Below are 23,283 nucleotides of genomic sequence, written 5' to 3'. Positions count from 1 at the left end.
GGGCAGCAGGACACGCCCTCGCTACGCTGGTGCTCATGAAACTTTATGATTTGTTTGACCTCGTCAACGGGGAATGGATCGATTCCACCACTATCCCCGCCGACCGCGGCATCTACGGCGCGTTCCATGCATTGCGCGATCGCGCCGAGGATGATGTCCGCGCCCTCATCGAGGGTGGCTCCTCGCGCGCCAGTGCCCTCTACTCCTCCTTCATGGACACCGAGGGCATTAACCAGGCCGGTGTTGCGCCCATCGCGCCGCTTATCGACGCCATCTCCCAGGCCATCCAGCCCGCCACCGCTGACTCCGACGCCGGGGTGGATAAGACCCGCTTCGCCCGTGCCGCTGGCGCGCTCTATCGCGAGGGCGTGCCCTCGCTGCTGGGCTGCTATATGGCCAAGGATGCCGGCAGCGAAAACGTGGTCGCCTGGGCGGATCAGTCCGGTCTGGGGCTGCCGAACGAGGCCTATTATCGCGAGCAGGCCCATGCCCCGGTGCTGCAGGCCTATGAGCAGCACGTGACCACCATGCTGGAGCTCGCTGGGGTTTCTGAGGCAGATGCGGCCGCGGATGCCGCAGGGCGCATCGTGGCCTTCGAGACCCGGATCGCCTCCGGGCACCGCGATGTGGTGGCCTCGCGCGATGCGCAGAAGAGCTATAACCCGATCGCGGTCTCCGAGCTGCCCGAGTTTAGCCGCGAGTTCCTGCTGGCCAGCGGGCTTGCACCCGATACCACCGTCATTGTGCGCAACAAGGACTTCCCCGAGTTCATCGATAGCCTGCTCGCGGAGGTGGCGCCTGAGGATCTGCGCCTCTGGGCCTGCCGCAGCATCATCTCCTCCTTCGCCTCCATGCTGCCCACCGAGCTGGAGCTGGAGAATTTCCGCTTCTATAACGGGGTGCTGCAGGGCTCGACCGAACAGCTGCCCCGATGGCGTCGCGCTGTGTCCTTCGCCGACTCGGCCGTCTCCGAGGAGATCGGCCAGCTCTTCGTGGAGGAGCACTTCCCGCCGGAGTACAAGGCAGAGATGGAACGCCTCGTGGACTATCTGCTGGGCGCCTATCGCGAGCGCATCAGCCAGCTGGAGTGGATGACGCCCGCCACCCGCGAGCGTGCCCTCGAGAAGCTGGGCACTTTCAAGGCCAAGATCGGCTACCCCGATACTTGGCGCTCCTATGACTTCGAGGTCTCGGCCGCTGGTGCCGATGTGGTGGCTAATGCCCGTGCCGCCTCCGCCTTCGAGCACGACTACCAGGTGGCCAAGGTGGGCAAGCCCGCCGACCGCGAGGAGTGGTTCTGCCCGCCGCAGATGGTCAATGCCTTCTACTACCCGGTGCAAAATGACATCACCTTCCCGGCCGCGATCCTGCGCCCGCCCTTCTACTCCCCGGATGCGGATGCCGCCACCAACTTCGGCGCTATCGGCGCCGTGATCGGCCACGAGATCGGCCATGGCTTCGATGATCAAGGCTCCCGCTACGACGGCCAGGGCAGCCTCAACGATTGGTGGAGCGCCGAGGATCGCGCCGCCTTCGAGAAATTGACCGCCACCTTGGTGCAGCAATTCGACGGCCAGGTGCCCTCCGTCTTGGCCGAGGCCGAGGAGGACAGCGCCGGGGTGAATGGCGAGTTCACCCTCGGCGAGAATATTGGCGATCTCGGCGGCCTCGGCATCGCCGTGGTGGCCTATCGCCGCTGGCTCGATGATCAGGGCTTGAGCTTCGACACCGATGAGAAGCTGCGCGTGGACACCGAGGGCGCCCGCCCCGAACTGGATGTGGAACTGACCGGCCTGCAGCGCCTCTTCGTCTCCTGGGCCCGGGTGTGGCGCACCACGATCCGCCCCGAGCTGCAAAGGACCTACCTAGCTGTGGACCCGCACTCTCCCGCCGAGTTCCGCTGCAATCTCATCGCCGGCAATGTGGCCGAGCTCTATGAGGCCTTCGAGGTTGATGAGGACTCCCCGATGTATATCCGCCCCGAGGATCGCGTGAGCATCTGGTAACACCCGGCAGCCGCACAGGACATCTCCTTGGCTAGACTCTAGGCACCATGCGCGATTGCTAGTGAAGGGGATGTTCTCGTGTCCGATAGCTCCACCACCGCCGCCGACTCCGCGGAGATGATGCCCGCCGCCGAGCAGCTCGAACAGCTGCTCTGGTATTTCTCGGAGCACTATCCTGCACCGGATTTCACCCCGCCGTGGCAGGGCGGGCGCACCGAGCCCGCAGATGCCGAACGCTGGGTCTCACATATCGTGGACCGCACCACCCATGCCGCGATTCTGCAGCTGGGCACGGCGGTGGATCATCGCATGCCGCAGGTGGCCTGGACCGACCAGGTGGAGCTCGCCCCGCTGGGCAGCCACACCCTCATCACCGCCGATGATCCCAGTTCCACGGCGATCCTCAGCGTTCATGGCGGCAGTGGCTTTTTCGGCGGCGGCGCCTTCCGTGATGTCTACTGGCAGCCGCTGGTGGCTGCGCTGGCCCAGCGCAGCGGCGCGCGGGTGATAGACGTGCACTATCCCCTGCACCCGGCAGAGCCTGCGGCCGCCCGCGCCGCAGTGCGTGACGCCCTCAGCGCCGCTCGGCAGCAGCAAGGGGTGGATCGGGTCATCGGCTTCGGCGATGGCTATGGCGCCGCCCTCCTCGGCGCTCTCGCCGGCGAGCTCGACGGGCTGATCCTGCGCAACCCGCAGTTCGACGGCGGCGCGGAGACGGTTGAACTACCCGCCGCTGAGACCTGGCCCCGCACCCTCATCCAGCAGTTCAGCCATTCCAGCTGGGCCGATGAGGGCGCGCTCGGAGAGCTCAGCGAGGCACACACGGTGCGCTACTACGCAGCAGACTATCTCGCCACCCCGCAGCAGGCCCGCCAGCTCATCGAGGACGCCGCGGACTTCTGCCGCTAGGGGGATAGCGGCAGAGGTGGCGTCGACAAGCGCTAGTTCTGAATGTCCTTGCGCAGCTGCTCCACATCGATATCGTGCAGCGGCGCGGCCTCGTCGAGGAATTCTTCCTCCTGGGGTTCCTCGACCTCCACGAGGGTGACCACCGCGCCGGTGGAATCGGCGACCAAAGCCAGCGCCCCGAAATCGGAGTTCATGGGCGGGCGAATCACCTCGCCGCCGAGATCCTCCACCATCTGCACCGCCAGACGCAGATCCTCCACGCCGAGGAAGGACTGCCAAAAGCTCGGCACCTGGGGCGGGAACTGGCCGGCAGCATCATAGATTCCAGCGAAGGGCGCGCCCTCAGCCAGGGCCATGGTGTAGCCCTGGCCGGCGTCATTGTCCACGGTGTGCAGAGTCCACTCGAAAAGCTCGGCATAAAACTTCAGCGTGTCCTCGTGATTGGTCACGGTGGTCAGCTCATGCCACACGCTCGTGCCCGGCTCGCCCGCGGCCACGAAACGCTCCTCGCCCTCTGGCTGGATCACACCGAATAACGCGCCGGAGCTATCGGCGATCACCACCATCTGGCCCTGGCTGGTGGGCAGCGGCTCGGTGAGGCAGCGCCCCCCGAGCTCAGCAACGCGCTCGACCACGTGGTTGATATCCGAGGTGAGGAAATACGTCACCCAACTATCGGGCTGCTGCGAATCTTCCGGCTTGGCCACCAGGCCCGCCACCGGCATCCCGTTCTTCGTGGCAAGCAGATAGCCCGAGGAGAGCTCGGTGTAGTCCCAGCCGCACACCTTGGAGTAGAAATAGCGCGCCTTGCGCAGCTCCGAGGTGGATAGATCGATCCAATAGGGCATCCCGTCCTGGCCCATGAATGCTGGCATGGTTTAGAGATTCCTCCACTTCTCCGGGTCGAAGTCATCATTCGCGGTGGCCTCATCAAAGAAGTCATCCTCGTCATCAGAGGTAGACACCCGTGCCTGCAGTCCCCCGACGCGCACCACATCACCGGCGTGCAGAGTTTTGCCGCGGCGAGTTTCCTGCTCATCGTTGACATACACCTCGCCCTCGGCGATAGCGGACTTGGCCGCACCGCCGGTCTCGACGAGGTTGGCGAGCTTCACGAACTGCCCGAGCTTAATGGTCTCGGTCTTAATCGCTACATCAATTACATGTGAATTGTTCATCGTGTCCTCAGTGTAGTCAGCGCCTTAGACACTGTGGCGCACCGCGCTCCGCTGCAGGCGCAGCCGCACCTAGCCGAGCAGCGCCGCCGCCCCCGTGAGGCACATATAGCAACCAAAACCGGCAAAGACGGTGCCGCTGAGAGTATCGATGGCCGCAGCATAGCGACGCAGCGTGGCGCTGACCGTGCTGACCGCCAGCGCCACCCCGGGAAACCACAGCAGCTGGATTATCTCGAGGCACAGCACGATGAGTACTTGTTCCCCCAGGGAGCTGTCTGCCGAGATGAACTGGGCAAATACCGCCCCGAAAAACAGGATGGCCTTGGGATTGGAGAGGTTGGTAGCCACCCCGAGGCGCAGCTGCGCCGCCGTACTGCTAGGCAGGGTGTTGGGTGGTGGTGTTTCCTTCGTGCCCGCTGCACCCTGTGCCTGGCGACGACGCCGCCTAGGCCAATAGGGGCCGAGCGCCGCAGAGAGGGCCCGCATGCCGAGATAGAGCAGGTAGCCGCCACCGATGAGTTTCAGCAGATTCAATAGCCCCGGGTGGGTGGTGACCAGCGCCGAGAGGCCTGCGAGCGAGGCGAGAATCCACACCGTATTTCCCAGGCAGATACCTAGGGCCACGAGCACCCCGGCGCGCCGCTGCCGGGAGGCGATGCGCAGAATTTGAAAGACATCCGGCCCTGGGGATGCGAGGGCCACTATCCACACCGCGCAGAGGCTAGCGAGAGAGCTGAACACGAGGGCCTTTCTTCCGGAAGCGAGGAGGCGGTGGCGAGACAGGGCTGGGCAGCGGTACTGGGCAGCGGCGAAAAAGCTGCGTACAGGCTGGCCGCTAGATCTGATCCCGCGGCCGCAGCGTGATCTGATCGACGTTCATATGCGCGGGCAGGGCGGCGATCCAGCGCACCGTTTCTGCAATGTCCTCGGCCGAGAGGTTGAGCTTATCGGCATAGACCTTCTCGGCTTGGCTCTGGTCGCCGCGGAAACGGTTGAGAGAAAAGTCTGTCTCTACCCGGCCCGGGCATACCTCCACCACGCGAATGGGTTCCTCGCGGGTTTCGATGCGAAGCGCCCGAGTAAGCGCGGCCACCCCGAACTTCGCGGCGTTATAGCCACCGCCGCCGGCGTAGGCGGTGTGTCCGGCAACGGAGCTCATGTTGATGATCTGCCCGGCACCCTCGGGGGCCTGACGCAGCAGCGGCAATAAGGCTTGGGTGAGACGCACCGTGCCGAGCACATTGACCTCATACATCCACTGCCATTCCTCAATGCGCCCCTCTTCTACGGAGTCCAGCCCCTTGGCGCCGCCGGCGTTATTCACCAGCAGATCGCAACGGGAAATCTGGGAACAGAAATTCTCCACGGATGCTTCATCGGTGACATCCAGCGGCAGGGCGATACCGCCGATCTCGTGCGCGAGTTCCTCGAGTGGTTGCTGCCGACGCGCCCCGAGGATCACGGTCCAGCCATCGGCGGCGAGGGCGCGGGCGCAGGCCGCGCCGATACCGGCGGAGGCTCCCGTCACCACGGCGGTGCGGCCCTGCGTGTTCAGGTGCGGATAGTGCTCATGCGCTGTGTTTTCGGCCATAGCGGCCATTATGGCAAAACTCGCCACCGCGGGGGCACTATCCACCCGCTGAGACGGGAGCTGGCTGGGCGGCTCAGCGCTGCTGTGGATGGGAATCCGCTGGCGTTGCAGTGTGCTGGGGTAGCCATCTGCCCACGGCCTCCTCGACGGCTGTGCGCGCCGCGTCGGAGACGAACATGTGATCCGTGCACTTTGGCACCACCACGAGCTCGCTGTCCGGCAGTAGCTCGTGCAGTCGCCGGCCATGCTCGATTCCTACCACTGGGTCCTCATCGGGGTGCACAATCAGCACCGGCACCTGGCAGTCACTGAATTCGGTGGCCGCGGTGGCAGCCACATCCTGCACAAAGGTTTCATCCACCAACCCGGGGTCCAGATCGGGCACATCGGCGGCCGCGGCCTCCACGTGGTGGGCGGTGGCTGGGGCGGACAACGCCACCACACCCTGCAGGTACTCCCCCAGCCCCGTGCTCCGGCTACGCGCTGCGGCGCTGAGCACCGCCAGCCCGCCGAGCGAATGCCCGAGGAGGACCACCCGGGAAAACCGCGGCAGCTCCCCCAGCTCCCCCGCGCTGCTGCCGGCTGCATCTGCGGCTGCGTCGCCAAGCATGACCCGAGAGACGCCCTCGAGTTCCTCGATATAGGTGGAGTAGAGATGCCGCGAGAAGTCCATGCGCACAGAGCCGTAGCCGTGGCCGGCAAGGAAGCGGGCTAGTTTGACCAGGATTTTGGTTTCTTTGCTGCAGCCGAAGCAATGCGCCATCACCACGAGGGTCTCGCTGGGCTGGGCGGGCAGCGTGAGCACCCCAGTGACGCCGTTGATCGTGAGCTGTTTCTTCTTCAGCATCGAGATTCTCCCTCCACTCGTGTTTCCACTAGCCCACTCGCCTGCATGAGCGCATAGCAGGTGGTGGGCCCTACAAAACGATACCCAAGGCTTTTGAGTTCGCGGGCTAATTCTGCGGCCTCGGGGCTGGTGGTGGGGATGTGATCCACATGAGCAAAACGGCTGCCGAGGGGCTGCTGGTAGCGGGCAAGCAGCTCCGGCAAGGGCGCACTCTCGCGGGTGCGCAGCAGCACCTGCGCATTACTGATCGCCGCGGTGATCTTGGCGCGGTTGCGAATAATCGCTGGGTTCTCCAGCAGGCGCTGTATGTCTGCCTCGTCGAAGGCTGCGACTTTCTCGGGGTCGAAATGAGCAAAGGCCTGCCGGAAAGCGGGGCGCTTCTGCAGGATCGTTCGCCAGGATAAGCCCGCTTGGAAGCCTTCGAGCACGAGGCGTTCATATATGCCGCGCTCATCGCGCACGGGATGCGCCCATTCGTTGTCATAGTAATCGCGCAACTGGGCGCTCTGGTTGCCCCAAGGAATACGCCAGCGCCCATCCTCACCTTGGGTGAGACCGCGCTGCTCGGGGCTGTACTGCTCGGGGCTGGATACTGCTGTGTGATCTGCGGTGGTGTTCATGCCTTGCACTCTAGAAAAAGCCCCGGACACTCGCCCCACCCCCTACTGCCGGCGGTGCCGACTCCCACCGCTCTGATCTGCGGCGATAGCTCCGCGCCGGCGCGGTAATGCCTTCACCCCCACAGGCGCTCGCCCGGCCGCAGCGGCACGGATCGGCCCAGTTATGCCGTGCACCCTCGCCTCCTAGAATGGGGCATTATGAGCTTTGATGTCGGTACCTATTCCAGCTTCGAGCAGATGGCGAAGGGGGAATGGCATCTACCCATCGACAATGCCACCCTCAACGCGGTGCGCCGCCGCTCCCAGAATCTGATGCGTGATTTCAATGAGGAGCGCCACCCCGAGCGGGCCCGCACCATTGCCGAGGAGTGGCTGGGCGCTGTCGGCGGCGGTTCCACAGTGGTGGCACCGGCCTTTATCGAATACGGGCGCAATACCTTCATCGGCCCCGAGGTATTTATTAACGCCAAGGTCACTATTTTAGATTCCGCGCCCGTGACCATTGAGAAGGGCGCACTGATCGGCCCCGATGTCCGGCTGATCACTGTGAATCATCCGGTCTATGACGTGGAGATGCGCCGCCATGGCTGGGAAAAGGCCGACCCGATCACCATCGAAGAGGAGGCATGGATCGGCGCTGGAGTAACGGTTCTGCCTGGGGTGCGCATCGGGGCCCGCTCGGTAATCGGGGCGGGGGCGATCGTCACCACCGATATTCCTGCCGATTCCTTAGCACTAGGGGTGCCGGCGCGGGTGGTCGATACGCTCGAAAATAGCCAAGAGAAGTGGGAGCGCGACGAGCTTCCGGATGGGGTGCCGGTACGCGCCATGGATTATCGGCACACCATCACCAAGCGCTAGGCCAGAGCAACTAGGGGCGAGCCGCCAAGAGAATATCGGGCTGATCGCAATAAATATCTAACCGTGTGACCTCGTGCACTCCCAGCGATATGTCCTCGACAACAACAGGATCCGTGCACGTTATCTGCACATTCACCTGCCCGAGGGCAAGCTCCCCCCCAGTGCAGGTCAGAGAATAACTGCCACATTGGCATAGTTGGGTAAACAGGGAAAACAGGATCATCGTAAAACTCGGTTTCAGGTAGCCATACATCACCGCAGCTAAGGGGCTGTGCGCCACAATCTGACACGAGGCTTGAAAAGCGGTTTTAGTGCGACCCCTGCGGCCGAGGAATCGACCACGCGACAACCAGCTTCAACGACAACTCTGTCACTACACTTTATTGGTAATCGCATTCCTTAAATTCGCGACCTCCAGGACTAACTAAAATCCCACGCGTGCGACTAGGGAACTTAGCAGGAAACCCTTCTTCAAGGTCTATCTCCAATAGATCGCAAATACTTCTGAACTCATCTTCATATGAGTCATCTTCACATGGAATATCCACCACTGTCACAAAAGAAAAAGAAGAATATTTTTCTTTTTCTTTTAGTGAAAGCTCTGTATCATTTCCGACTATTTCCAGAAGCAGAAGATCGAAGAGTAGATTACTTTGCCCTTGCTGATAGGCCTGTTCTGACGAGAAATGCACATTGTACTTTTCCCGAACTTTATCGGTGCAGTCTTGATGACGCTGTTTAGCTTCGTTCAGTTGATCATAACGGCATACGAACGTTGTAAAAAAACACCAAGTGTAAATTTTTTTCATGGTACATCTTTCCTATATACTCTGCATTGATTGAGTGTATGCACCTCTGCCGATGTATTGCGTCTGGGTTTTACAGTGCCGTTTTGAGTTTCCCGGACCAAATTTTGAGACAAAGGAATTGGCGTCTCTCTCTGCTTTGTTTGGATCAGAAGAGTGATTTCCAACAACGTATCCGACTACGGAATTTCCTGAAGAATTTTCATGTACGTGGCACTTTACCGTGTAGGTTCCGATACTGTCTCGTACTCGGGGATCGTTTTTCCCTAGTCCGTTACGGCATTGGCGGAGAGCTCCTTGGTTGATTCTGAAGCATACGAACTGGGGGTGCCAATTGTTGCAAGAGATAGGACACAAACGACCATGGCCGCTTTTCGCAGATTCTTCATTTCTTCCCCTCATGATGTCTTGGGGAACTTTTGCGCCTTGGTCAGCAAATCCGCCCCACCCCGTTTTCTCTTCGGGGCGACCGGTTCCGATTTTGGCCACTCAACGGGGCGACTAAAGCACACCCTAGCGATCAACATGAAACACCTCAACGAAGATTGTCGATCACCCCTTTTTGGGGTTGGATTCAAACATTGAAATCAATGTAGTCATTTTTCTGGCCACTCCAGGGGTAGTGAAAAATCTACCGACAACCATCGAAAACATCTTGCATCGCGTCCTACCGATCAAAATCTTTGCCACTAGACGACCCATCGTTATTGCCCACAGCAGCCGGGAAAGCAGCCGCCGACGCGCGCACAGCTTCAATACGTTCCCGGCCCGAGCTGTACTGCTTTTCGCCTACTTTTTCGGGGGGCTGTAGGCGGTTTACCCATGATGGTGCGCACCTTTCTGACCATACTGCCCATCTTGACAACCGTGCGGTGCTGATTCGTGCCAGCGGTAGGCGGTCCTATCGGCGCCTCCGTAGAACGGCCACCCCGATATGCGTGGGAAAAGTGCCGGTCAGAACCAAAGAATTCAGTGAGTTCAGCATGCAGCGCGGTAAGCAAACGGCTACTAGCACCGGCACGGTTTGTCGAGGTGTAGACCTTCTCGATGTACCAAATCAAGGAAAAGTCCGACCCGATCACCATCGAGGAGGAGGCGTGGATCGGCGCTGGAGTAACGGTTCTGCCTGGGGTACGGGGCCCGCTCGGTAATCGGGGCGGGGGCGATCGTCACCACCGATATTCCTGCCGATTCCTTAGCACTAGGGGTGCCGGTACGCGCCATGGACTATCGACACACCATCACCAAGCGCTAGGCCAGAGCAACTAGGGGCGAGCCGCCAAGAGAATATCGGGCTGATCGCAATAAATATCTAGCCGTGTGACCTCGTGCACCCCCAGCGATATGTCCTCAACAACAACAGGATCCGTGCACGTTATCTGCACATTCACCTGCCCGAGCACCGGAGCCCGACATCCCGAGTTCTCGATCTCCACCGCCCCGCCGGAACCTGGCATCACCTTTGTGATTGCCGCTATATTGTGCGGCTCAATGAAGCAGCGGAGTTTAGTGCCCAGGCGCACCTGTATGCTGCCATCGTCGTTGAGCAGGTGCGGATGAGCCCGCATTGATCCATAAAATCCGGCGAATAAGACGATCGCATATACGCTCAGAATGGCTATCACTACCCCGAGCACGCCATTGCTCACCACGAGGTGCACAACCACAGCCTCCACGATTCCCAATAGCAGCACGCCGATAAACACAGGCGTTAAAGCACGGTGATACGACACCGGCTCCCCCGCGCCAGTGTTCCTTGTACACAGCCCCGTGACTCCATAGAGCATTCCCACCTCAGAGCACCACAAGGCCAGTGCTTTTCGGGGAACGCCAAGCCTGCGGGAGACATCTGTGATGGATGATGTGACCGAGCCGCTACGCATGATGTCTCTGATGAGCGTGATAAGGATGATCCCCACAGCCACCGCGAGAAAGATCAGGGGATAAAAGAGCAGGTATGCAGGCAGGTCTTTCCCCGCTAGCTTGGCTATTAAGAGGATAACTTCGGCAGCAATGCCGAAAAGAAAAAACAACCGCACGGTGAGCTTCATTGCATGCACTCTTTCCGAAGAAGGCTCTATCTGTATCGCGGTACTATCCTAAGCCAAAGTGCCGGTACGGATAAAGCATGCGTCGTCGTTGCGGCGCGCGGCAATACCCCTAACATCACACGCACCCCGACACTACGGCTAGCCTCTGCACCATGACCCTTCCCTGTGATCTCGGAGCGATTGGCGCTGGGCTGCCCGTGGCCCGCGATATCGCGCTCTTTCAGCAGCGTCTGGCCCAGAGCGGTGCCACTGTGGTGCACGCCCCGCCCGGTACGGGTAAAACCACCCTGATCCCGCCGGCGGTCGCCAATCTGCTGCATGAGCAGTCACATTCCGGGAAGGTACTAGTAACAGCACCGCGGCGGGTGGCGGTGATCGCCGCCGCCCAGCGCCTGCGCCAGCTGCATCACGGCCCCCGCACAGATATCGGTTTCGCGGTACGCGGCCAGAGTGAAGCGGGCCGGCTCATCGAGTTTGTGACCCCGGGCGTGCTGGTGCGCATGCTGCTCAGCGACCCCGAACTCTCCGGTATCGACGCCGTCATCCTCGACGAGGTACATGAACGCAATCTCGACACCGACCTTGCCCTCGGCATGCTCGCCGAGCTGCGCCTATTGCGCGAAGACCTGCAGCTTGTGGCGATGTCCGCCACCGTGGATGCCCGCGCCTTCGCCACGCTTATCGACGCCACCCTGCACCAGGTAGACGCCGCCCTCCATCCGGTAGACATCCGCTATCAACCCGGCCCGGCGCGCCTCGACGAGCGGGGTGTGACCCGCGAGTTTTTATCGTGGACAGCGCGGGTGGCCGATGAGGCGCTGGCCGAGTCCACTGGCTCGGTGCTGGTTTTCTTACCGGGGCGTCGGGAAATAGAGCGCGTGGCCGAGCAGCTGCACGGCCCCCACGCGGTGCTGCATGGCGGCTTGAGTGCGCAGGAACAAAGCGCGGTCGTGCGCGGCACTGATCAGCCGCGGATCGTGTTGTCCACCGCCATTGCAGAATCCTCCATTACCGTGCCTGGGGTGCATACCGTGGTGGATGCCGGTCTGGCCCGCGTCCCGCGCCGCGATAATCTGCGCGCCATGACTGGGCTGATCACCATTAGTGCGGCGCGCGCGGCGATGGATCAGCGCGCCGGCCGCGCCGGACGACTCGGGCCCGGCACCGCGATTCGGCTGTGTGAGCAGCGTAGTTATGCTGCCGCGCCCGCCTATCCCGCCCCCGAGATCGCCACCTCGGATCTCACGCAGGCGGCACTCACCCTGGCCAGCTGGGGCAGCCCGCGGGGTGAGGGCTTTCCGCTTCTGGACGCTCCCCCGCCGGCCGCGCTGGCCGCTGCGGAGGAGGTACTGCACGGGATAGGTGCCGTCGATAAGCATGGGGCGATCACTGAGCATGGCCGCAAGATCTCTACCATCCCCGCAGACCCGCGCTGTGCCCACGCGCTACTACAGGCAGGCCCCGCTGCCGCGCCGGTGCTGGCCGAGCTCACCGTGGGCAGCGCCACGGATCTCAGCATTCCGAGCAGCTCGCCCCAGGTGGCGCGGGAGACCCGCCGTTTCACCCGGATCGCTCGTTCCGCCTCCTCTGAGCAGCCTGCGCAGCTGCGGCAACTATCTGCCGGCGGGGTGATTGCGCTGGCTTTGCCGCACATGGTGGCTCGGCTCGTGGATGCCGATCAGCACGTCTATCTCACCACCGCGGGGACGCGGGCGCGGCTGCTCGATACCCAGCTGCGTGGTGCCGTATGGCTGGCCGTGGCGGAGATGAGCCGCGGCACGAATCAGCAGGCGCTGCCCATTATTCGGCGCGCCGCTGCCGTGAGCGAGGAGCAGATCCTTCAGCTCTATCCGCCCACGAGCAGCACCGAGGTGCGGGTGCGCCAGGGCAAGCTGAGTGCCCGCACGATTCGGAGTATCGCAGCGATTGAGCTGGCGTCTACCCCCACCGCCGTGCCCGTGGCGCAGGTGGAGGAGGCGGTAGCGCGCGCCTTCGAACGTGATGGCCTGCGCGATATACGCTTCAGCGCCGCCGCCCAGCAGTTGCGCCAGCGCATGGCCTTCTATCACGCCCACGACCCGCAGTGGCCAGATGTGAGCGATGCGGGCCTCATCGCCGCCGCGCCCATCTGGTTGAGCATGCACTATCCGCGGCTCGCCGAGGGCATGCCGCTGGCGGAGATCGACATGCACCAGGCGCTGTCCGCGCTGCTGCCTTGGCCGGCGGCTCAGGACTTCGACAAGGATGTGCCCGCCAGTATCACCGTGCCCTCGGGGCGATCGATCCCCGTGGACTACAGCGATAAGCAACCCAGCGTGCAGGTCAAACTCCAAGAGTGCTTTGGTCTCGAGGACAGCCCCGAGGTACTCGGCACGCGCATCCGCTTCGAGCTGCTTTCCCCTGCTGGGCGACCCGTGGCGATCACCGATAACCTCACCCGCTTCTGGGACGGCGCCTATGCAGATGTGCGCGCCGACATGCGCGGGCGCTACCCCAAGCATCCCTGGCCGGAGGATCCCCGCACCGCACCTGCAACACGAAAAACCACAGCTCAGCTGCGCCGTTAAAAGCTCCCGCCGCGCTCAACCGCGCAGGTAGGAGCGCATGAAGGGCAGCGCGAAGTCCACCAGCCCGTGGCCCACAACGGTGATCATCTCTGCGGCAATAAGCCGCCGCCGATAGGTGCCCACATACTGCGCATCCACTCCCATTCGTGTGGCAATATCCTTGGTTCTCGACGGGCCATCATCCGTAGCCATCGCCGCGAGGAAGGTGCGATCGACCGGTGAGAGATCCCGCAGTGATGCCTCGTGCACCAGCTGGCCTAGCTTACGCTTGGCCTTTGCCGCACCTTCCTCAACCGAGGCGCCCGTAATGACCTCGCCCTCACGTCGACGGAAACTTTCGTGCCCCACCAGCTGAATCATGAAGGGATACCCAGCGCATGCCTGCACCGCCTTGTCCAATGCATCCGGCGTGAAGCAGCAACCGCTTCCTTCAACCGGCTCCTTGAGGGCTCGCCGCACCTCCTCATCGGGAATAAGTCCAAGGTCCACTCGGTTTGCACGGCGGAGAAATGTCACAGGGTTGTCTCCGCTGTCAGCTGCTAGCAGTGGATTCACAGCCTGCGGTATGCCTGCCATGGCCACGGCAATCTGCCGGTTTTCGCGCACGAGATGTTGAATTGCTGCGCCAAACTCAATGATCTCGTCCTTGCGGTTGTTGTGAAGCTCGTCCACGGTAATGAGCAGTCCAACCGGCTCTTGATTCATAGCTAGATCAATGTCTGCTTGGATCTCAAGGTATCGAGTAAGCACATCTCGGAAGGTCGGTTGAGGGGAATAATGCGTGGGAGTTGATAGCTGCACTCCCCCCAAAGGAGCGATACTCAGCCCAGTGATTCTCCTTTTGCCCTGCTCGTACTGATCTGTTGTTAATCGATATATCGTGTCAGTAAGCCGTTGCATGAACCCGCGTGTGGCTGTCTCGGAAATCACGTGCCACGACTGCGCACGCGCTTCATCCTCGTAGGCGTTCAAGAGGACCGTCTTACCAACACCTCGAAGTCCGGTGACCACAGTGACCCGCTCATGCGCCCCAGGTCCTTCTTCGAGTGCATAGCGAAAGTCCGTCAGCTCCGAAGCGCGGCCCGCGAGATACGGCGGTGTAGACCCGAACGTGGCGCGAAATGGGTTGGCTCTGCGTTCCATGGTCTCCCGTTTACTATCTCTTACTATCTTTACTATCTTTACTATCTCGCGCCCCGTCGCCAGCGCCGCCTGCGAGCACCGCGCCCGAGACGCGGCTGCTACTTCACGAGCCGGGCAATGGCCCGCGATACCTCCGCGATCTTGTCCTCGGCTTCCTGGCCGCCGTGGGCTGCTGCCGTGACCACACAGTGCGAGAGGTGATCGTCGAGAAGCTTGAGCGCCACATTGTCGAGGGCGGCGCGAGCTGCCTGGATTTGGGTGAGCACATCAATGCAATACTCGTCCTCATCCACCATGCGGTGAATGCCACGAATTTGTCCTTCGATGCGTTTGAGGCGCGCGAGGTAGCGTTGCTTGTCGCTGTCGTATCCGTGGCTCATAGGATTGATTCTAAAGCGGTGAGAAGAAAGGGGTGAGGCCAGTGCGCACCCAGTGGGCACGATGGGCCATTGTGGCCCCGCTCTCTGTGGTGCTGGGCGTAGCGTTGAGCGCGCTGCATGTGCCTGCCGCATGGATTCTCGCCGCCATTATCGCCGCGGCCGGCTCGGCTATCCTCCATGGCGAGGAACTCACCGTGGATCCTCGCCTGATCACCGTGGCCAAGTCCTTCATCGCGATCATCGCCGCCTTGCCCTTGGTGCGCACCCCCGCCGGTGAGCTGCTGCGCTATGTGGCACCCGGGCTGCTCTCTGCGGGTTTTACCGTGGTGCTCGCCTTCGGTGGCGGCTGGCTCCTGTGGCGCGGCTCCCTGCGCCAGGCCCGGCGCGCCGGTGCTGATCCACGCGATCCCGCGCACGTAGTCTCCCCGAAAACCGGGGTGCTATCGCTCTTTGCTGGCGGCGCCTCCGTCATGCCGCTGCTGGCCAAGGACCTCGGCGCGGACTTCCGCTATGTCACCCTCACCCAGTATCTCCGGCTCCTCAGCGTCTCTATCATCATGCCGCTGGTGGTGGCCTGGGCTCACCTCAGCGGCAGTAGCAGCCCCAGCGAACCCGAGGCGCAGCCCTTCACCTGGCTCAGCGCTCTCGCTATCCTCGTCATTGTCGTGTTCGGCGGGAAGTTGGGACGGCTTCTCCACCTGCCCGCGGCCAGCGTGCTCGGGCCCATGCTGCTCACCATCATCGTGGCGCTGCTGCTCGATCCTTGGCACTCCCTCGCCCTGCCCGAGGCCGCCCGCGATATCGCCTATGTCTCCATCGGCTGGATGGCCGGCGGCGGGCTCTCGGTAGCGGCGCTGCGCTCCTTCTCCCACCAGCTCCCCCTCACCCTGGGGCTGATTGCGGTGCTCATTGGCGGCTGCGCTGGGCTGGCCTGGGTGATTGCGCAATGGATGGGTATGGATTACATCGACGCCTTCCTCGCCACCAATCCCGGCGGCCTGGAAACCGCCCTGGCCTTGGGCTCCGAAACCGGCGCCGTGGAGATCGTCGCCGCCATGCAGATCGTGCGCCTCATCACCGTGCTCTTCCTCGCCGGCTGGCTGCCCTGGGTGCTGCGCTGGCTGCAGCGGGTGCTCTAGGCAGAGGGCGGCGTCGATAAGCCTGCAGAGCTCGGGTATTCTGCTCCCCCACCCCCGCGTGATGTGACACACTAAGATGCACATACTCTTCGGCGATCACACTCTAGGGGTGAAGAAATGAACTCACTGTGGCTCATCCTCATCGGTTTAGCGATGATGGGCGGCGGCTACCTGCTGTACTCCCGCTACTTGGCATCGACGGTGTACCAACTCAAAAAGGAGTACGCCACCCCCGCGCATGAGCTCGAGGACGGCGTGGACTTCGTGCCCACCAATAAGTACGTGCTCTGGGGCCACCACTTCACCTCCGTCGCCGGTGCCGCCCCCATTGTGGGCCCGGCCGTGGCCGTGATCTGGGGCTGGCTGCCCGCCTTCTTGTGGGTGACCATCGGCACCGTGTTCATCGCCGGCATGCACGACTTCGGCGTGTTGTGGGCCTCGGCGCGGCACAAAGGCCAATCCATCGGCACCTTGTCCGGCAAATACATTGGCACCCGCGGCCGCAACCTCTTCCTCGTGGTCATCTTCCTGCTGCTGCTCATGGTGGTCGCCGCCTTCGGCGTGGTGATCGCCGGGCTGCTGGTATCCACACCGAGCGCCGTGATCCCCACCTGGGGCGCGCTGCTGGTGGCGCTGCTCATCGGCCAAGCCATCTACCGGCTGAAGTGGAACCTGCCGCTGGTATCGCTGGTCGGCATCGTGGCTCTCTACGGGCTGATCGTATTGGGCGACCGTGTTCCCGTGAGCCTGCCCGAATCCACCTTCGGACTCGCCCCGGAGGCCGTGTGGATTCTGCTGCTGTTCATCTACGGCGGCATCGCCTCGCTGCTGCCGGTGTGGGTGCTGCTGCAGCCGCGCGACTACATCAATGGCCTGCAGCTATTCATCGGCCTCGGCATTCTCTACACCTCCGCGCTGCTCACCGCGCCCACCGTGGTGGCTCCCATGGTCAATACCTCCCTGCCCGAGGGCACCCCGTCGATGGTGCCGCTGCTCTTTGTCACCATCGCCTGCGGCGCGATTTCCGGCTTCCACGGCACCGTGGCCTCCGGCACCAGCTCCAAGCAGATCGACAAAGAAACCGATGAGCGCTTCGTGGGCTACTTCGGCGCGGTCGGCGAGGGCCTGCTCGCCCTCGGCGCGATCGTGGCCACCACCGCAGGTTTTCAGAGCCTGGCGGACTGGAAGGAGATCTACACCGAGTTCAACGCCGGTGGCGTCGGCGCCTTCGTGCAGGGCGGCAGCTCCATCATCAACGAGGGTCTCGGCTTGCCCAACTCGCTGTCTGCCACCGTCCTCGCCACCATGGCGGTGCTCTTCGCCGCCACCACCATGGACTCCGGTATCCGCCTCCAGCGCTTCGTGGTCCAAGAAATCGGCGGCATCATCGGCGCCAAGGTCTCCGCTATCTGGGCCACCATCATCGCCGTCACCGTGGGCTTGGCACTCACCTTCTCCACCGGCAGCAATGGCTCCGGCGGCGTGCTCATCTGGCCGCTATTCGGCACCACCAACCAGCTCATGGCGGCGCTGTCGATGTCCATCATCGCGGTGATCCTCTCCCGCCTCTCCCGGCCGATCTGGCCGGTGGTAATCCCGCTGCTCTTCGTGCTCGTGATGTCCGTGTGGGCGCTGGTGGTGCAGCTCAAGACCTTCATCGCCGACGCCAACTGGCTGCTCGCCACCCTCGATATCATCATCCTCGCCTGCGCCCTGTGGGTCTCCGTGGAAGCACTCTCCGCCGTGCGCCGCGCCCGCGAGCACAGCGAACCGGATGCGGCCTTCCCCGAGGACTACCCCGAGCTGGCCGCCTCCTCCACCCGGAGCTAGCGGGGCACCATGACGGCCTGGCCCGCACAGCTTCTCGACGCCTTCAAGAAGGTGAGCCGCGGCATGGAGGAGTTTTATGTCTCCCCCTACCGCGCCACCTTCGCCCAGGCCCAGCGAGAAGAAGATGACCTCTTCATGATGCTGGTGCTCTCCGAAGCCCTTGGCATTGATAATCCCGCGAGCTTCTACACCATCGAGCTGCTGCCCATCATCTACGAGGACTTTCACGCCTGGCATACCCGCATGGGCTTAGAGCACTCACCCGTGGAGCACATCCAATGCTGCTAAACACCCCCGTGATCTTCTTCGGCGGCAAAGGCGGGGTGGGCAAAACCACCCTCGCCGCGGCCACCGCGCTGCGTCTGAGCGAGGCCGCCCCCACCCTGTTGGTCTCCACCGACCCGGCGCACAATATTGGGCACATTTTCGACGCCACCCTCAGCGACTCCCCGACCGCGCTGACACCCACCCTGTCCGCGATGGAACTCGACCCGCGCGCCACCGCCGAGGCACACATCGCCAAGGTGGAAGAGACCATGCGCACGATGATGCCGGAGCGCCTCCACGGCGAGGTGCGCAAACACCTCAACCTGGCGCGGACCTCGCCTGGCACCCACGAAGCGGCCCTGCTCGAGCGCATCGCCGATGTGGCGCTGCACCAGCGCGAGGAGTTCAGCCACATCGTCATCGACACCGCCCCCAGCGGGCACACCGCGCGGCTGCTCGCCCTGCCCGAGCTGCTGGGCGCATGGACTGAGGGGCTGCTGAAACGCCGGGGCCAATCCGAGAAATTCGGCGAGATCGTCCGCGGCTTCTCTGGGGAGAAAGAGCGCAGCCGCGACGCCGAGATCCGCGCTATCCTCACCCGCCGCAAGCACCTTTTCAGCAGTTTCCGTGAGCTCATCCACGACCCAGAACTCACCTCCTTTGGCCTGGTGACCCTGCCCGAGAAGATGCCGGTGAGTGAATCCATCGAGCTCTATCACACCCTGCAGCACCTCGGAGTGCGGGTGGGCGGGGTGTATATCAACCGCTGCTCGCCCAGCGATCAAGGAGAGTTCTTGGCGCAGCGCGCCGCCCAGGAAGCCCCCTATATCGCCACCCTGGAGCAGGCCCTCGCCGTACCGCAGCAGCGTTTAGCATTGCTGCTCAACGCGGACCCCAGCGAGGTCGCCTCGCTTCTCTAGCATGGACACTATGGACAGCACGGACAGCATGGACCACGACAGCATCGCCACCGCCGGGGATCTCGCCCTGCACTCCGAGCGAATCGAGGTATTCAGCGGCGCCGGAATGAGCGCCGACTCTGGCTTGGAGGTGTATCGCTCAGCCGAATCGGGGCTCTGGGATCATGTGGACCCGCAGGCCATGGCCTCCATCGATGCGTGGGCGCGCGACCCCGAACCCATGTGGGCCTGGTATCTCTGGCGGGCCCGCGTGGCCCAGAACGCCTATCCCCATGCCGGGCACCTCGCCATCGGCGAGTGGGAGCGACTGCAGGATGTGCACGTCACCACCCAAAACATCGACGATCTGCACGAACGCGGCAATTCCCGCAAGCCCATTCACCTCCACGGCTCGCTCTTTGCCTTCCGCTGCTGCATGTGTGGCGCCCCTGCCCGCCGCCCTGAACTGCCCGAGCAGCCCAGCCCGCGACTGACCCCACCGACGTGCTCGCGGTGCGGCAACCTCATTCGCCCCGGTGTCGTCTGGTTCGGCGAGCCACTGCCCCAACGAGAGTGGCAGCAGGCCGAAGAACGCATGGCCAGCGCCGATCTGGTGGTGATCGTGGGCACCTCAGGCATCGTGCAGCCCGCCGCCTCCCTGCCCATTATCGCCAAGCAGATGGGGGCGAAACTGGTGGAAATCTCACCCCAGACCACCGACCTCACCCCGCAGGTGGATGTCTTCATCCAGGCCACCGCCCAGGACGCACTTCCCGCCCTCGTGGCCCATGTGCGCGAAGGATTGCGCGCCGCCCGCGACTAGCTGGGGCGCTGGGCTAGCTGGGGCGCTGGGCTGGCGGAGGCGCAAGACTCCTCGTTCGCCCTGACGACCTCGCACCCCAGGCTTATGTCCACCAACCGTTCGGTCTGCCCCTGCCTCGAAGCACTCGCGCACCCCCTTATGCTGCGCCCCGAAGCCCGCAGTGTGGACGCGTCCTTTATTGACTGTAGGTTATGCGGGGATGAACCGAGCGGTTCATTACACCAAGCTCTCTAGTGTTAATTCCTAATTATTAAGCGAGCATCTCATGTGGAAGGCTTCGTTCTCTTTCTTTACTCCTCTGACATCTGATGCCACCCCCATGTGTGCAGGCCCAAAATCGGCTCAGTTGCGTGTCGAAAACGGGAATATTACGCCCCTATCCGCGCCCGGTAGAGACGGGCTATCACCGCCCCCAGAGAAACCTAAAGATGCAGCACACCACCACAAAGTGAGAAGAGCCTGAGAACTCTTTAAACGCAGATTGTCGTTTTCGTGGTCTGTCAAGGCTATGCATAGAATGACTCGCATGAAATCCCCCGCAACACATGCACCAGTCAAGGAAGACATCAGCGTCCTCTCGCCCTTGGCAGGTCAAACCTTTGTGTATACGGCGGATACCCCTCTAAGCCGCTGTCTATCTGTCCTCCAGCAGGGCACCCAGATGATCCGCCAAGACCTCATCGAGGCCGCCGAGCTCAGCCAGCCAACGATCACTCGGGCCGTCACCACACTGATTGAATCGCGCTTGGTGCGCGAGCGCCCCGATCTGATTGTTCCCCGCGGCCCGGGCCGTCCGCGCATCCCGATCGAGTTGTCTCCGTCGCCGTGGCTGCATGCCGCCATCGCCATTGATCCCACTGGCTTCCACATGGCGCTATACGGCACGCGCGCTGATCTGGTGGTGGAGCACTCCACCACCATGGACCCTGCCACTACTAACCCCGCCGACTTCGTGGACGCCATGATCGCCGAACTTCGCACCCTGGTGGCCGAGCACGCCTTGCCGCTCGCCGCTATCGGCATCATGATCCCGGCCCGAGTACTGCGCGGAACCGTCACCAACGCCGAATGGTATTGGCGCGACGTGGATATCCTGCACCCCTTCACCGAGGCCTTCGCTGTGCCGGTGGATGTGGAGGATCTGGCCACGGGCACCGTGCTCGCGCAGTACCTCGACCGTGGCGCCTGCCTGGCACAGACCAAGTCCCCGCATCAGGTGGCGGTGCTCGCCGCCGGCGATACCGTCGGCGCGGCCTGGACCAGCACCCACGGGGTCTCTGGTGCCACGCGCCTGCCGATTCCCGACTCGGAATTGCTGGGCTTCGGCGGCTGTGAATCGCCTTCGGAATCGGAGATTCACGTCTGCGACGCGCACGAGGCGCTCTCGACCCGCGGCTTCCTTGCCGCAGCAGGCCGCCAAGGCATTAAGACCGCCACGGTCAGCGGCATGGTGGATCTCGCGAACTCTGATGATGAGCGCGCAGAATCCGCCCGCCGCCTGCTCGATGAGCGCGCCCGGCTCTTGGGTTCGATCGCCTCCACCATGGCCTCTGGTCTGGACGTCACCACGGTGATCGTCACCGGCTGCGCCTTCTCTCACGACCCCCGCGCCGTGGAGATCGTCCGCTCCACTCTCCGCGAGGCCGGCCACGCGCACGAGGTGGTGTACTGCGATAACCTGCAGGGCACCTACACCTCGGCGGCACGGGCGATCGCCGTGCGACCGCTATTTACCGATCCCACGCTGATCTCCGAGCGGCTCTTCCCGAAGCGGCGCATCACCACCACCCGCCGTCGCCCACGGCGCCGCCGCCAAAGCAGCTAGCTTCCAGAGCAGCCAGCCACGGCGCCCCGTCCATCCATCAGTTCAGCCCCCTGCCGTGATGCAGTATCGCATCGCGAGGCAGGGGGCTTCTAGCATGGCCGGACCGGTTTAGCTTTCCAGTGGTTCCTCTTGGAGTTGGGCGGTCTCCACATAGCGGCCGGCATGGGCGATGAAGTGCTCGCGGTCGCCGTCGTCAAGCTGCCGCCGTACGCGCGCAGGCACGCCGGCGACCAGCGAGGAGGCCGGGATGTCCTGACCTTCCAGCACCACAGCTCCGGCAGCGACGAGGCTGCCTGTGCCCACGCTGGAGCGCGATAGGAGCGTGGAGTGCATGCCGATTAAGCAGGCATCGGCCACGGTCGTGCCGTGCACCAGGCTCATATGCCCCACCGTCACGTCCGCGCCGAGGGTGCAGGGGGCGTCGCGATCGACGTGCAGCACCGAGTTGTCTTGGATATTGCTGCGCGCGCCCACGCGAATAGCGTTGATATCCGCCCGCAGCACGCAGCCATAGAACACGCTGGCGTGCTCGCCGATCACCACATCGCCGATGAGGGTGGCATTGGGCGCCACCCAGGCGGTGGGGTGGATCTGCGGGGTCTTATCGCCGATGGGGATGATGGTAGCCATGAGTTCATGCTAGCCAGAGCGCGCTCTGAGCCCGCTTAGGCGTCTACGGTCTCCCACTCGGAACGGTGCTCGAGGAAGCCGCGGACGGCCTGCTGTGCCTCGCCGAGAGAGTGATTAGCGCCCCACCCGCACTGCACCTCGTTGGCGGCCGGCACCTCGGTGGCATCGAGGATGTCCTGCAGGGTCTGTTCGAGCAGCTGATAAAACTCCTCTGGCTCCACGCCGAGCATGAGGGCGTAGAAGCCGGTCTGGCAGCCCATGGGAGAAAAATCGATGAGCTTATCGGTGTGATTGCGCATGTGCTCGGCGGTGAGATGCTCAATCGAGTGGATTGCCGGCATCTCCAAATGGCCCTTATTGGGCTGGCTAAAGCGCACATCATATTTGATCAGCACATCGCCGCCGGGCAGCTCCTTGCGATCAGCGATGCGCACATAGGGCGCGGCCACCTTGGTGTGGTCGAGATTGAAGGATTCCACATTCATACGATCAGTCATGGACACCAGCCTACCCTAGACCACCCTGTCTAGTGGCATAGGGCACACGCTTATCGACGCTTACCTGCCCCGCACCCACCCCGGCCACACCGCAGCGCGCCGGACCTCTTTTTTCGCGTGCTGTCATTCGGGGCAGCGAGAAGAATAACGCCTATTTCACTCGCCATTGATATGCGTCAATAGGCATAAAGAAAAGGATTCGGTACCCGCATTCCCTCAAAACGAGTACCGAATCCCTTTGATTTCATCCGTGGGGCACCCACCCCAATGGACTACATAATCTCCACCACAACATAGGCTGACCTTGAAAAAAGGCCTGCCCTGCTGGGCGGGTTACCGTCTACCTCAACGGCTAAAAGAGACTTTGCCAGCTCGTTACGCCTCCGTCAATGTGACAGGGAAGGAAGCGTTACA

General features: G+C 62.8%; 22 protein-coding genes. 10 read left to right on the top strand and 12 right to left on the bottom strand.

Annotated elements, in window-relative coordinates:
• Positions 1–35: 35 nt before the first annotated feature.
• Both KRX12_RS06975 and KRX12_RS06970 read left to right on the top strand, forming a co-directional pair.
• Complete coding sequence (locus tag KRX12_RS06975) at positions 36–2,006, top strand: M13 family metallopeptidase (protein ID WP_218366167.1); 1,971 nt, start codon at positions 36–38, stop codon at positions 2,004–2,006.
• A gap of 78 nt (positions 2,007–2,084) precedes the next feature.
• The gene (locus tag KRX12_RS06970; protein ID WP_218366166.1) at positions 2,085–2,915 is read left to right on the top strand and encodes an alpha/beta hydrolase fold domain-containing protein; all 831 of its coding nucleotides are present in this window, start codon (positions 2,085–2,087) and stop codon (positions 2,913–2,915) included.
• A gap of 32 nt (positions 2,916–2,947) precedes the next feature.
• Here KRX12_RS06970 and KRX12_RS06965 read toward each other — a convergent pair whose 3' ends face one another.
• The 6 genes from KRX12_RS06965 to KRX12_RS06940 all read right to left on the bottom strand — a co-directional run bounded on the left by KRX12_RS06965 (position 2,948) and on the right by KRX12_RS06940 (position 7,151).
• Entirely contained in the window at positions 2,948–3,790 is an 843-nt protein-coding gene (locus tag KRX12_RS06965; protein WP_218366165.1) for a VOC family protein, read from the bottom strand.
• Positions 3,791–3,793: 3 nt separating this feature from the next.
• Positions 3,794–4,093 carry an RNA-binding S4 domain-containing protein gene (locus KRX12_RS06960; RefSeq protein WP_218364766.1) on the bottom strand — a complete coding sequence of 100 codons (300 nt, stop codon included), beginning with the start codon at positions 4,091–4,093 and terminating at the stop codon, positions 3,794–3,796.
• 69 nt (positions 4,094–4,162) lie between these two features.
• Positions 4,163–4,834, bottom strand: coding sequence for a LysE family translocator (locus KRX12_RS06955; protein ID WP_218366164.1), 672 nt, complete (start codon positions 4,832–4,834; stop codon positions 4,163–4,165).
• Between the two features lie 94 nt (positions 4,835–4,928).
• Positions 4,929–5,693 carry an SDR family oxidoreductase gene (locus KRX12_RS06950; protein ID WP_218366163.1) on the bottom strand — a complete coding sequence of 255 codons (765 nt, stop codon included), beginning with the start codon at positions 5,691–5,693 and terminating at the stop codon, positions 4,929–4,931.
• Between the two features lie 64 nt (positions 5,694–5,757).
• A complete protein-coding gene (locus KRX12_RS06945) occupies positions 5,758–6,531 on the bottom strand; it encodes an alpha/beta hydrolase (RefSeq protein ID WP_218366162.1) in 774 nt (257 codons plus the stop codon).
• On the bottom strand, positions 6,525–7,151 hold the full coding sequence (locus tag KRX12_RS06940; RefSeq protein WP_218366161.1) for a DNA-3-methyladenine glycosylase I: 627 nt from the start codon (positions 7,149–7,151) through the stop codon (positions 6,525–6,527). Before KRX12_RS06940 ends, KRX12_RS06945 begins: the two co-directional genes overlap by 7 nt.
• Positions 7,152–7,349: 198 nt before the next feature.
• On the opposite strand from KRX12_RS06940, the gene KRX12_RS06935 reads away from it, so the two are divergent.
• On the top strand, positions 7,350–8,012 hold the full coding sequence (locus tag KRX12_RS06935; RefSeq protein WP_218364775.1) for a sugar O-acetyltransferase: 663 nt from the start codon (positions 7,350–7,352) through the stop codon (positions 8,010–8,012).
• Positions 8,013–8,392: 380 nt separating this feature from the next.
• Here KRX12_RS06935 and KRX12_RS06930 read toward each other — a convergent pair whose 3' ends face one another.
• Together KRX12_RS06930 and KRX12_RS06925 are read right to left on the bottom strand one after the other, a co-directional pair.
• A complete protein-coding gene (locus KRX12_RS06930) occupies positions 8,393–8,821 on the bottom strand; it encodes a hypothetical protein (protein WP_218366160.1) in 429 nt (142 codons plus the stop codon).
• A 1,262-nt stretch (positions 8,822–10,083) separates the two neighbouring features.
• A complete protein-coding gene (locus KRX12_RS06925; RefSeq protein ID WP_218366159.1) occupies positions 10,084–10,869 on the bottom strand; it encodes a hypothetical protein in 786 nt (261 codons plus the stop codon).
• Positions 10,870–11,021: 152 nt separating this feature from the next.
• Here KRX12_RS06925 and hrpB point away from each other — a divergent pair, with 152 nt between their 5' ends.
• Positions 11,022–13,436, top strand: a complete 2,415-nt coding sequence (hrpB, locus tag KRX12_RS06920; protein ID WP_218366158.1) for an ATP-dependent helicase HrpB — start codon at positions 11,022–11,024, stop codon at positions 13,434–13,436.
• Between the two features lie 15 nt (positions 13,437–13,451).
• On the opposite strand, the gene KRX12_RS06915 is transcribed toward hrpB, so the two are convergent.
• Positions 13,452–14,579: an ATP-binding protein gene (locus KRX12_RS06915; protein ID WP_218366157.1), complete on the bottom strand. Its 1,128-nt coding sequence runs from the start codon at positions 14,577–14,579 to the stop codon at positions 13,452–13,454.
• Between the two features lie 98 nt (positions 14,580–14,677).
• A complete protein-coding gene (locus KRX12_RS06910) occupies positions 14,678–14,959 on the bottom strand; it encodes a metal-sensitive transcriptional regulator (protein WP_151641032.1) in 282 nt (93 codons plus the stop codon).
• A 41-nt stretch (positions 14,960–15,000) separates the two neighbouring features.
• On the opposite strand from KRX12_RS06910, the gene KRX12_RS06905 reads away from it, so the two are divergent.
• The 6 genes from KRX12_RS06905 to KRX12_RS06880 all read left to right on the top strand — a co-directional run bounded on the left by KRX12_RS06905 (position 15,001) and on the right by KRX12_RS06880 (position 21,742).
• Positions 15,001–16,098 (top strand): AbrB family transcriptional regulator, encoded by a 1,098-nt coding sequence (locus KRX12_RS06905; protein WP_218366156.1) that lies wholly within the window; start codon positions 15,001–15,003, stop codon positions 16,096–16,098.
• Between the two features lie 117 nt (positions 16,099–16,215).
• Entirely contained in the window at positions 16,216–17,928 is a 1,713-nt protein-coding gene (locus KRX12_RS06900) for a carbon starvation protein A (RefSeq protein WP_218366155.1), read from the top strand.
• Between the two features lie 63 nt (positions 17,929–17,991).
• The gene (locus KRX12_RS06895; RefSeq protein ID WP_370451582.1) at positions 17,992–18,216 is read left to right on the top strand and encodes a cory-CC-star protein; all 225 of its coding nucleotides are present in this window, start codon (positions 17,992–17,994) and stop codon (positions 18,214–18,216) included.
• Positions 18,207–19,115, top strand: a complete 909-nt coding sequence (locus KRX12_RS06890; RefSeq protein WP_218366154.1) for an ArsA family ATPase — start codon at positions 18,207–18,209, stop codon at positions 19,113–19,115. Before KRX12_RS06895 ends, KRX12_RS06890 begins: the two co-directional genes overlap by 10 nt.
• A 28-nt stretch (positions 19,116–19,143) precedes the next feature.
• Positions 19,144–19,917: an NAD-dependent deacylase gene (locus KRX12_RS06885; RefSeq protein WP_218366249.1), complete on the top strand. Its 774-nt coding sequence runs from the start codon at positions 19,144–19,146 to the stop codon at positions 19,915–19,917.
• 526 nt (positions 19,918–20,443) lie between these two features.
• A complete protein-coding gene (locus KRX12_RS06880; RefSeq protein ID WP_218364794.1) occupies positions 20,444–21,742 on the top strand; it encodes a hypothetical protein in 1,299 nt (432 codons plus the stop codon).
• Between the two features lie 108 nt (positions 21,743–21,850).
• Here the strand turns inward: KRX12_RS06880 and KRX12_RS06875 are convergent, their stop codons facing one another.
• On the bottom strand, positions 21,851–22,372 hold the full coding sequence (locus KRX12_RS06875) for a gamma carbonic anhydrase family protein (protein WP_218366153.1): 522 nt from the start codon (positions 22,370–22,372) through the stop codon (positions 21,851–21,853).
• Between the two features lie 35 nt (positions 22,373–22,407).
• Entirely contained in the window at positions 22,408–22,869 is a 462-nt protein-coding gene (locus KRX12_RS06870; RefSeq protein ID WP_218364796.1) for an S-ribosylhomocysteine lyase, read from the bottom strand.
• Positions 22,870–23,283 lie beyond the last annotated feature (414 nt).

Source organism: Corynebacterium sp. TAE3-ERU2 (assembly GCF_019209955.1).
Lineage (GTDB): Bacteria > Actinomycetota > Actinomycetes > Mycobacteriales > Mycobacteriaceae > Corynebacterium > Corynebacterium megadyptis.
The sequence above is the reverse complement of the archived record's forward strand: the minus strand, read 5'-3'. Positions and strand labels throughout refer to the sequence as shown.

Excerpts from the sequence above, each read along its gene's own strand:
- KRX12_RS06975 (WP_218366167.1), top strand. The coding sequence starts at position 36 with ATGAAACTTTATGATTTGTTTGACCTCGTCAACGGGGAATGGATCGAT.
- KRX12_RS06965 (WP_218366165.1), bottom strand. The coding sequence starts at position 3,790 with ATGCCAGCATTCATGGGCCAGGACGGGATGCCCTATTGGATCGATCTA.
- KRX12_RS06960 (WP_218364766.1), bottom strand. The coding sequence starts at position 4,093 with ATGAACAATTCACATGTAATTGATGTAGCGATTAAGACCGAGACCATT.
- KRX12_RS06950 (WP_218366163.1), bottom strand. The coding sequence starts at position 5,693 with ATGGCCGCTATGGCCGAAAACACAGCGCATGAGCACTATCCGCACCTG.
- KRX12_RS06945 (WP_218366162.1), bottom strand. The coding sequence starts at position 6,531 with ATGCTGAAGAAGAAACAGCTCACGATCAACGGCGTCACTGGGGTGCTC.
- KRX12_RS06940 (WP_218366161.1), bottom strand. The coding sequence starts at position 7,151 with ATGAACACCACCGCAGATCACACAGCAGTATCCAGCCCCGAGCAGTAC.
- KRX12_RS06935 (WP_218364775.1), top strand. The coding sequence starts at position 7,350 with ATGAGCTTTGATGTCGGTACCTATTCCAGCTTCGAGCAGATGGCGAAG.
- KRX12_RS06930 (WP_218366160.1), bottom strand. The coding sequence starts at position 8,821 with ATGAAAAAAATTTACACTTGGTGTTTTTTTACAACGTTCGTATGCCGT.
- KRX12_RS06925 (WP_218366159.1), bottom strand. The coding sequence starts at position 10,869 with ATGAAGCTCACCGTGCGGTTGTTTTTTCTTTTCGGCATTGCTGCCGAA.
- hrpB (WP_218366158.1), top strand. The coding sequence starts at position 11,022 with ATGACCCTTCCCTGTGATCTCGGAGCGATTGGCGCTGGGCTGCCCGTG.
- KRX12_RS06915 (WP_218366157.1), bottom strand. The coding sequence starts at position 14,579 with ATGGAACGCAGAGCCAACCCATTTCGCGCCACGTTCGGGTCTACACCG.
- KRX12_RS06910 (WP_151641032.1), bottom strand. The coding sequence starts at position 14,959 with ATGAGCCACGGATACGACAGCGACAAGCAACGCTACCTCGCGCGCCTC.
- KRX12_RS06900 (WP_218366155.1), top strand. The coding sequence starts at position 16,216 with ATGAACTCACTGTGGCTCATCCTCATCGGTTTAGCGATGATGGGCGGC.
- KRX12_RS06895 (WP_370451582.1), top strand. The coding sequence starts at position 17,992 with ATGGAGGAGTTTTATGTCTCCCCCTACCGCGCCACCTTCGCCCAGGCC.
- KRX12_RS06890 (WP_218366154.1), top strand. The coding sequence starts at position 18,207 with ATGCTGCTAAACACCCCCGTGATCTTCTTCGGCGGCAAAGGCGGGGTG.
- KRX12_RS06885 (WP_218366249.1), top strand. The coding sequence starts at position 19,144 with ATGGACCACGACAGCATCGCCACCGCCGGGGATCTCGCCCTGCACTCC.
- KRX12_RS06880 (WP_218364794.1), top strand. The coding sequence starts at position 20,444 with ATGAAATCCCCCGCAACACATGCACCAGTCAAGGAAGACATCAGCGTC.
- KRX12_RS06875 (WP_218366153.1), bottom strand. The coding sequence starts at position 22,372 with ATGGCTACCATCATCCCCATCGGCGATAAGACCCCGCAGATCCACCCC.
- KRX12_RS06870 (WP_218364796.1), bottom strand. The coding sequence starts at position 22,869 with ATGACTGATCGTATGAATGTGGAATCCTTCAATCTCGACCACACCAAG.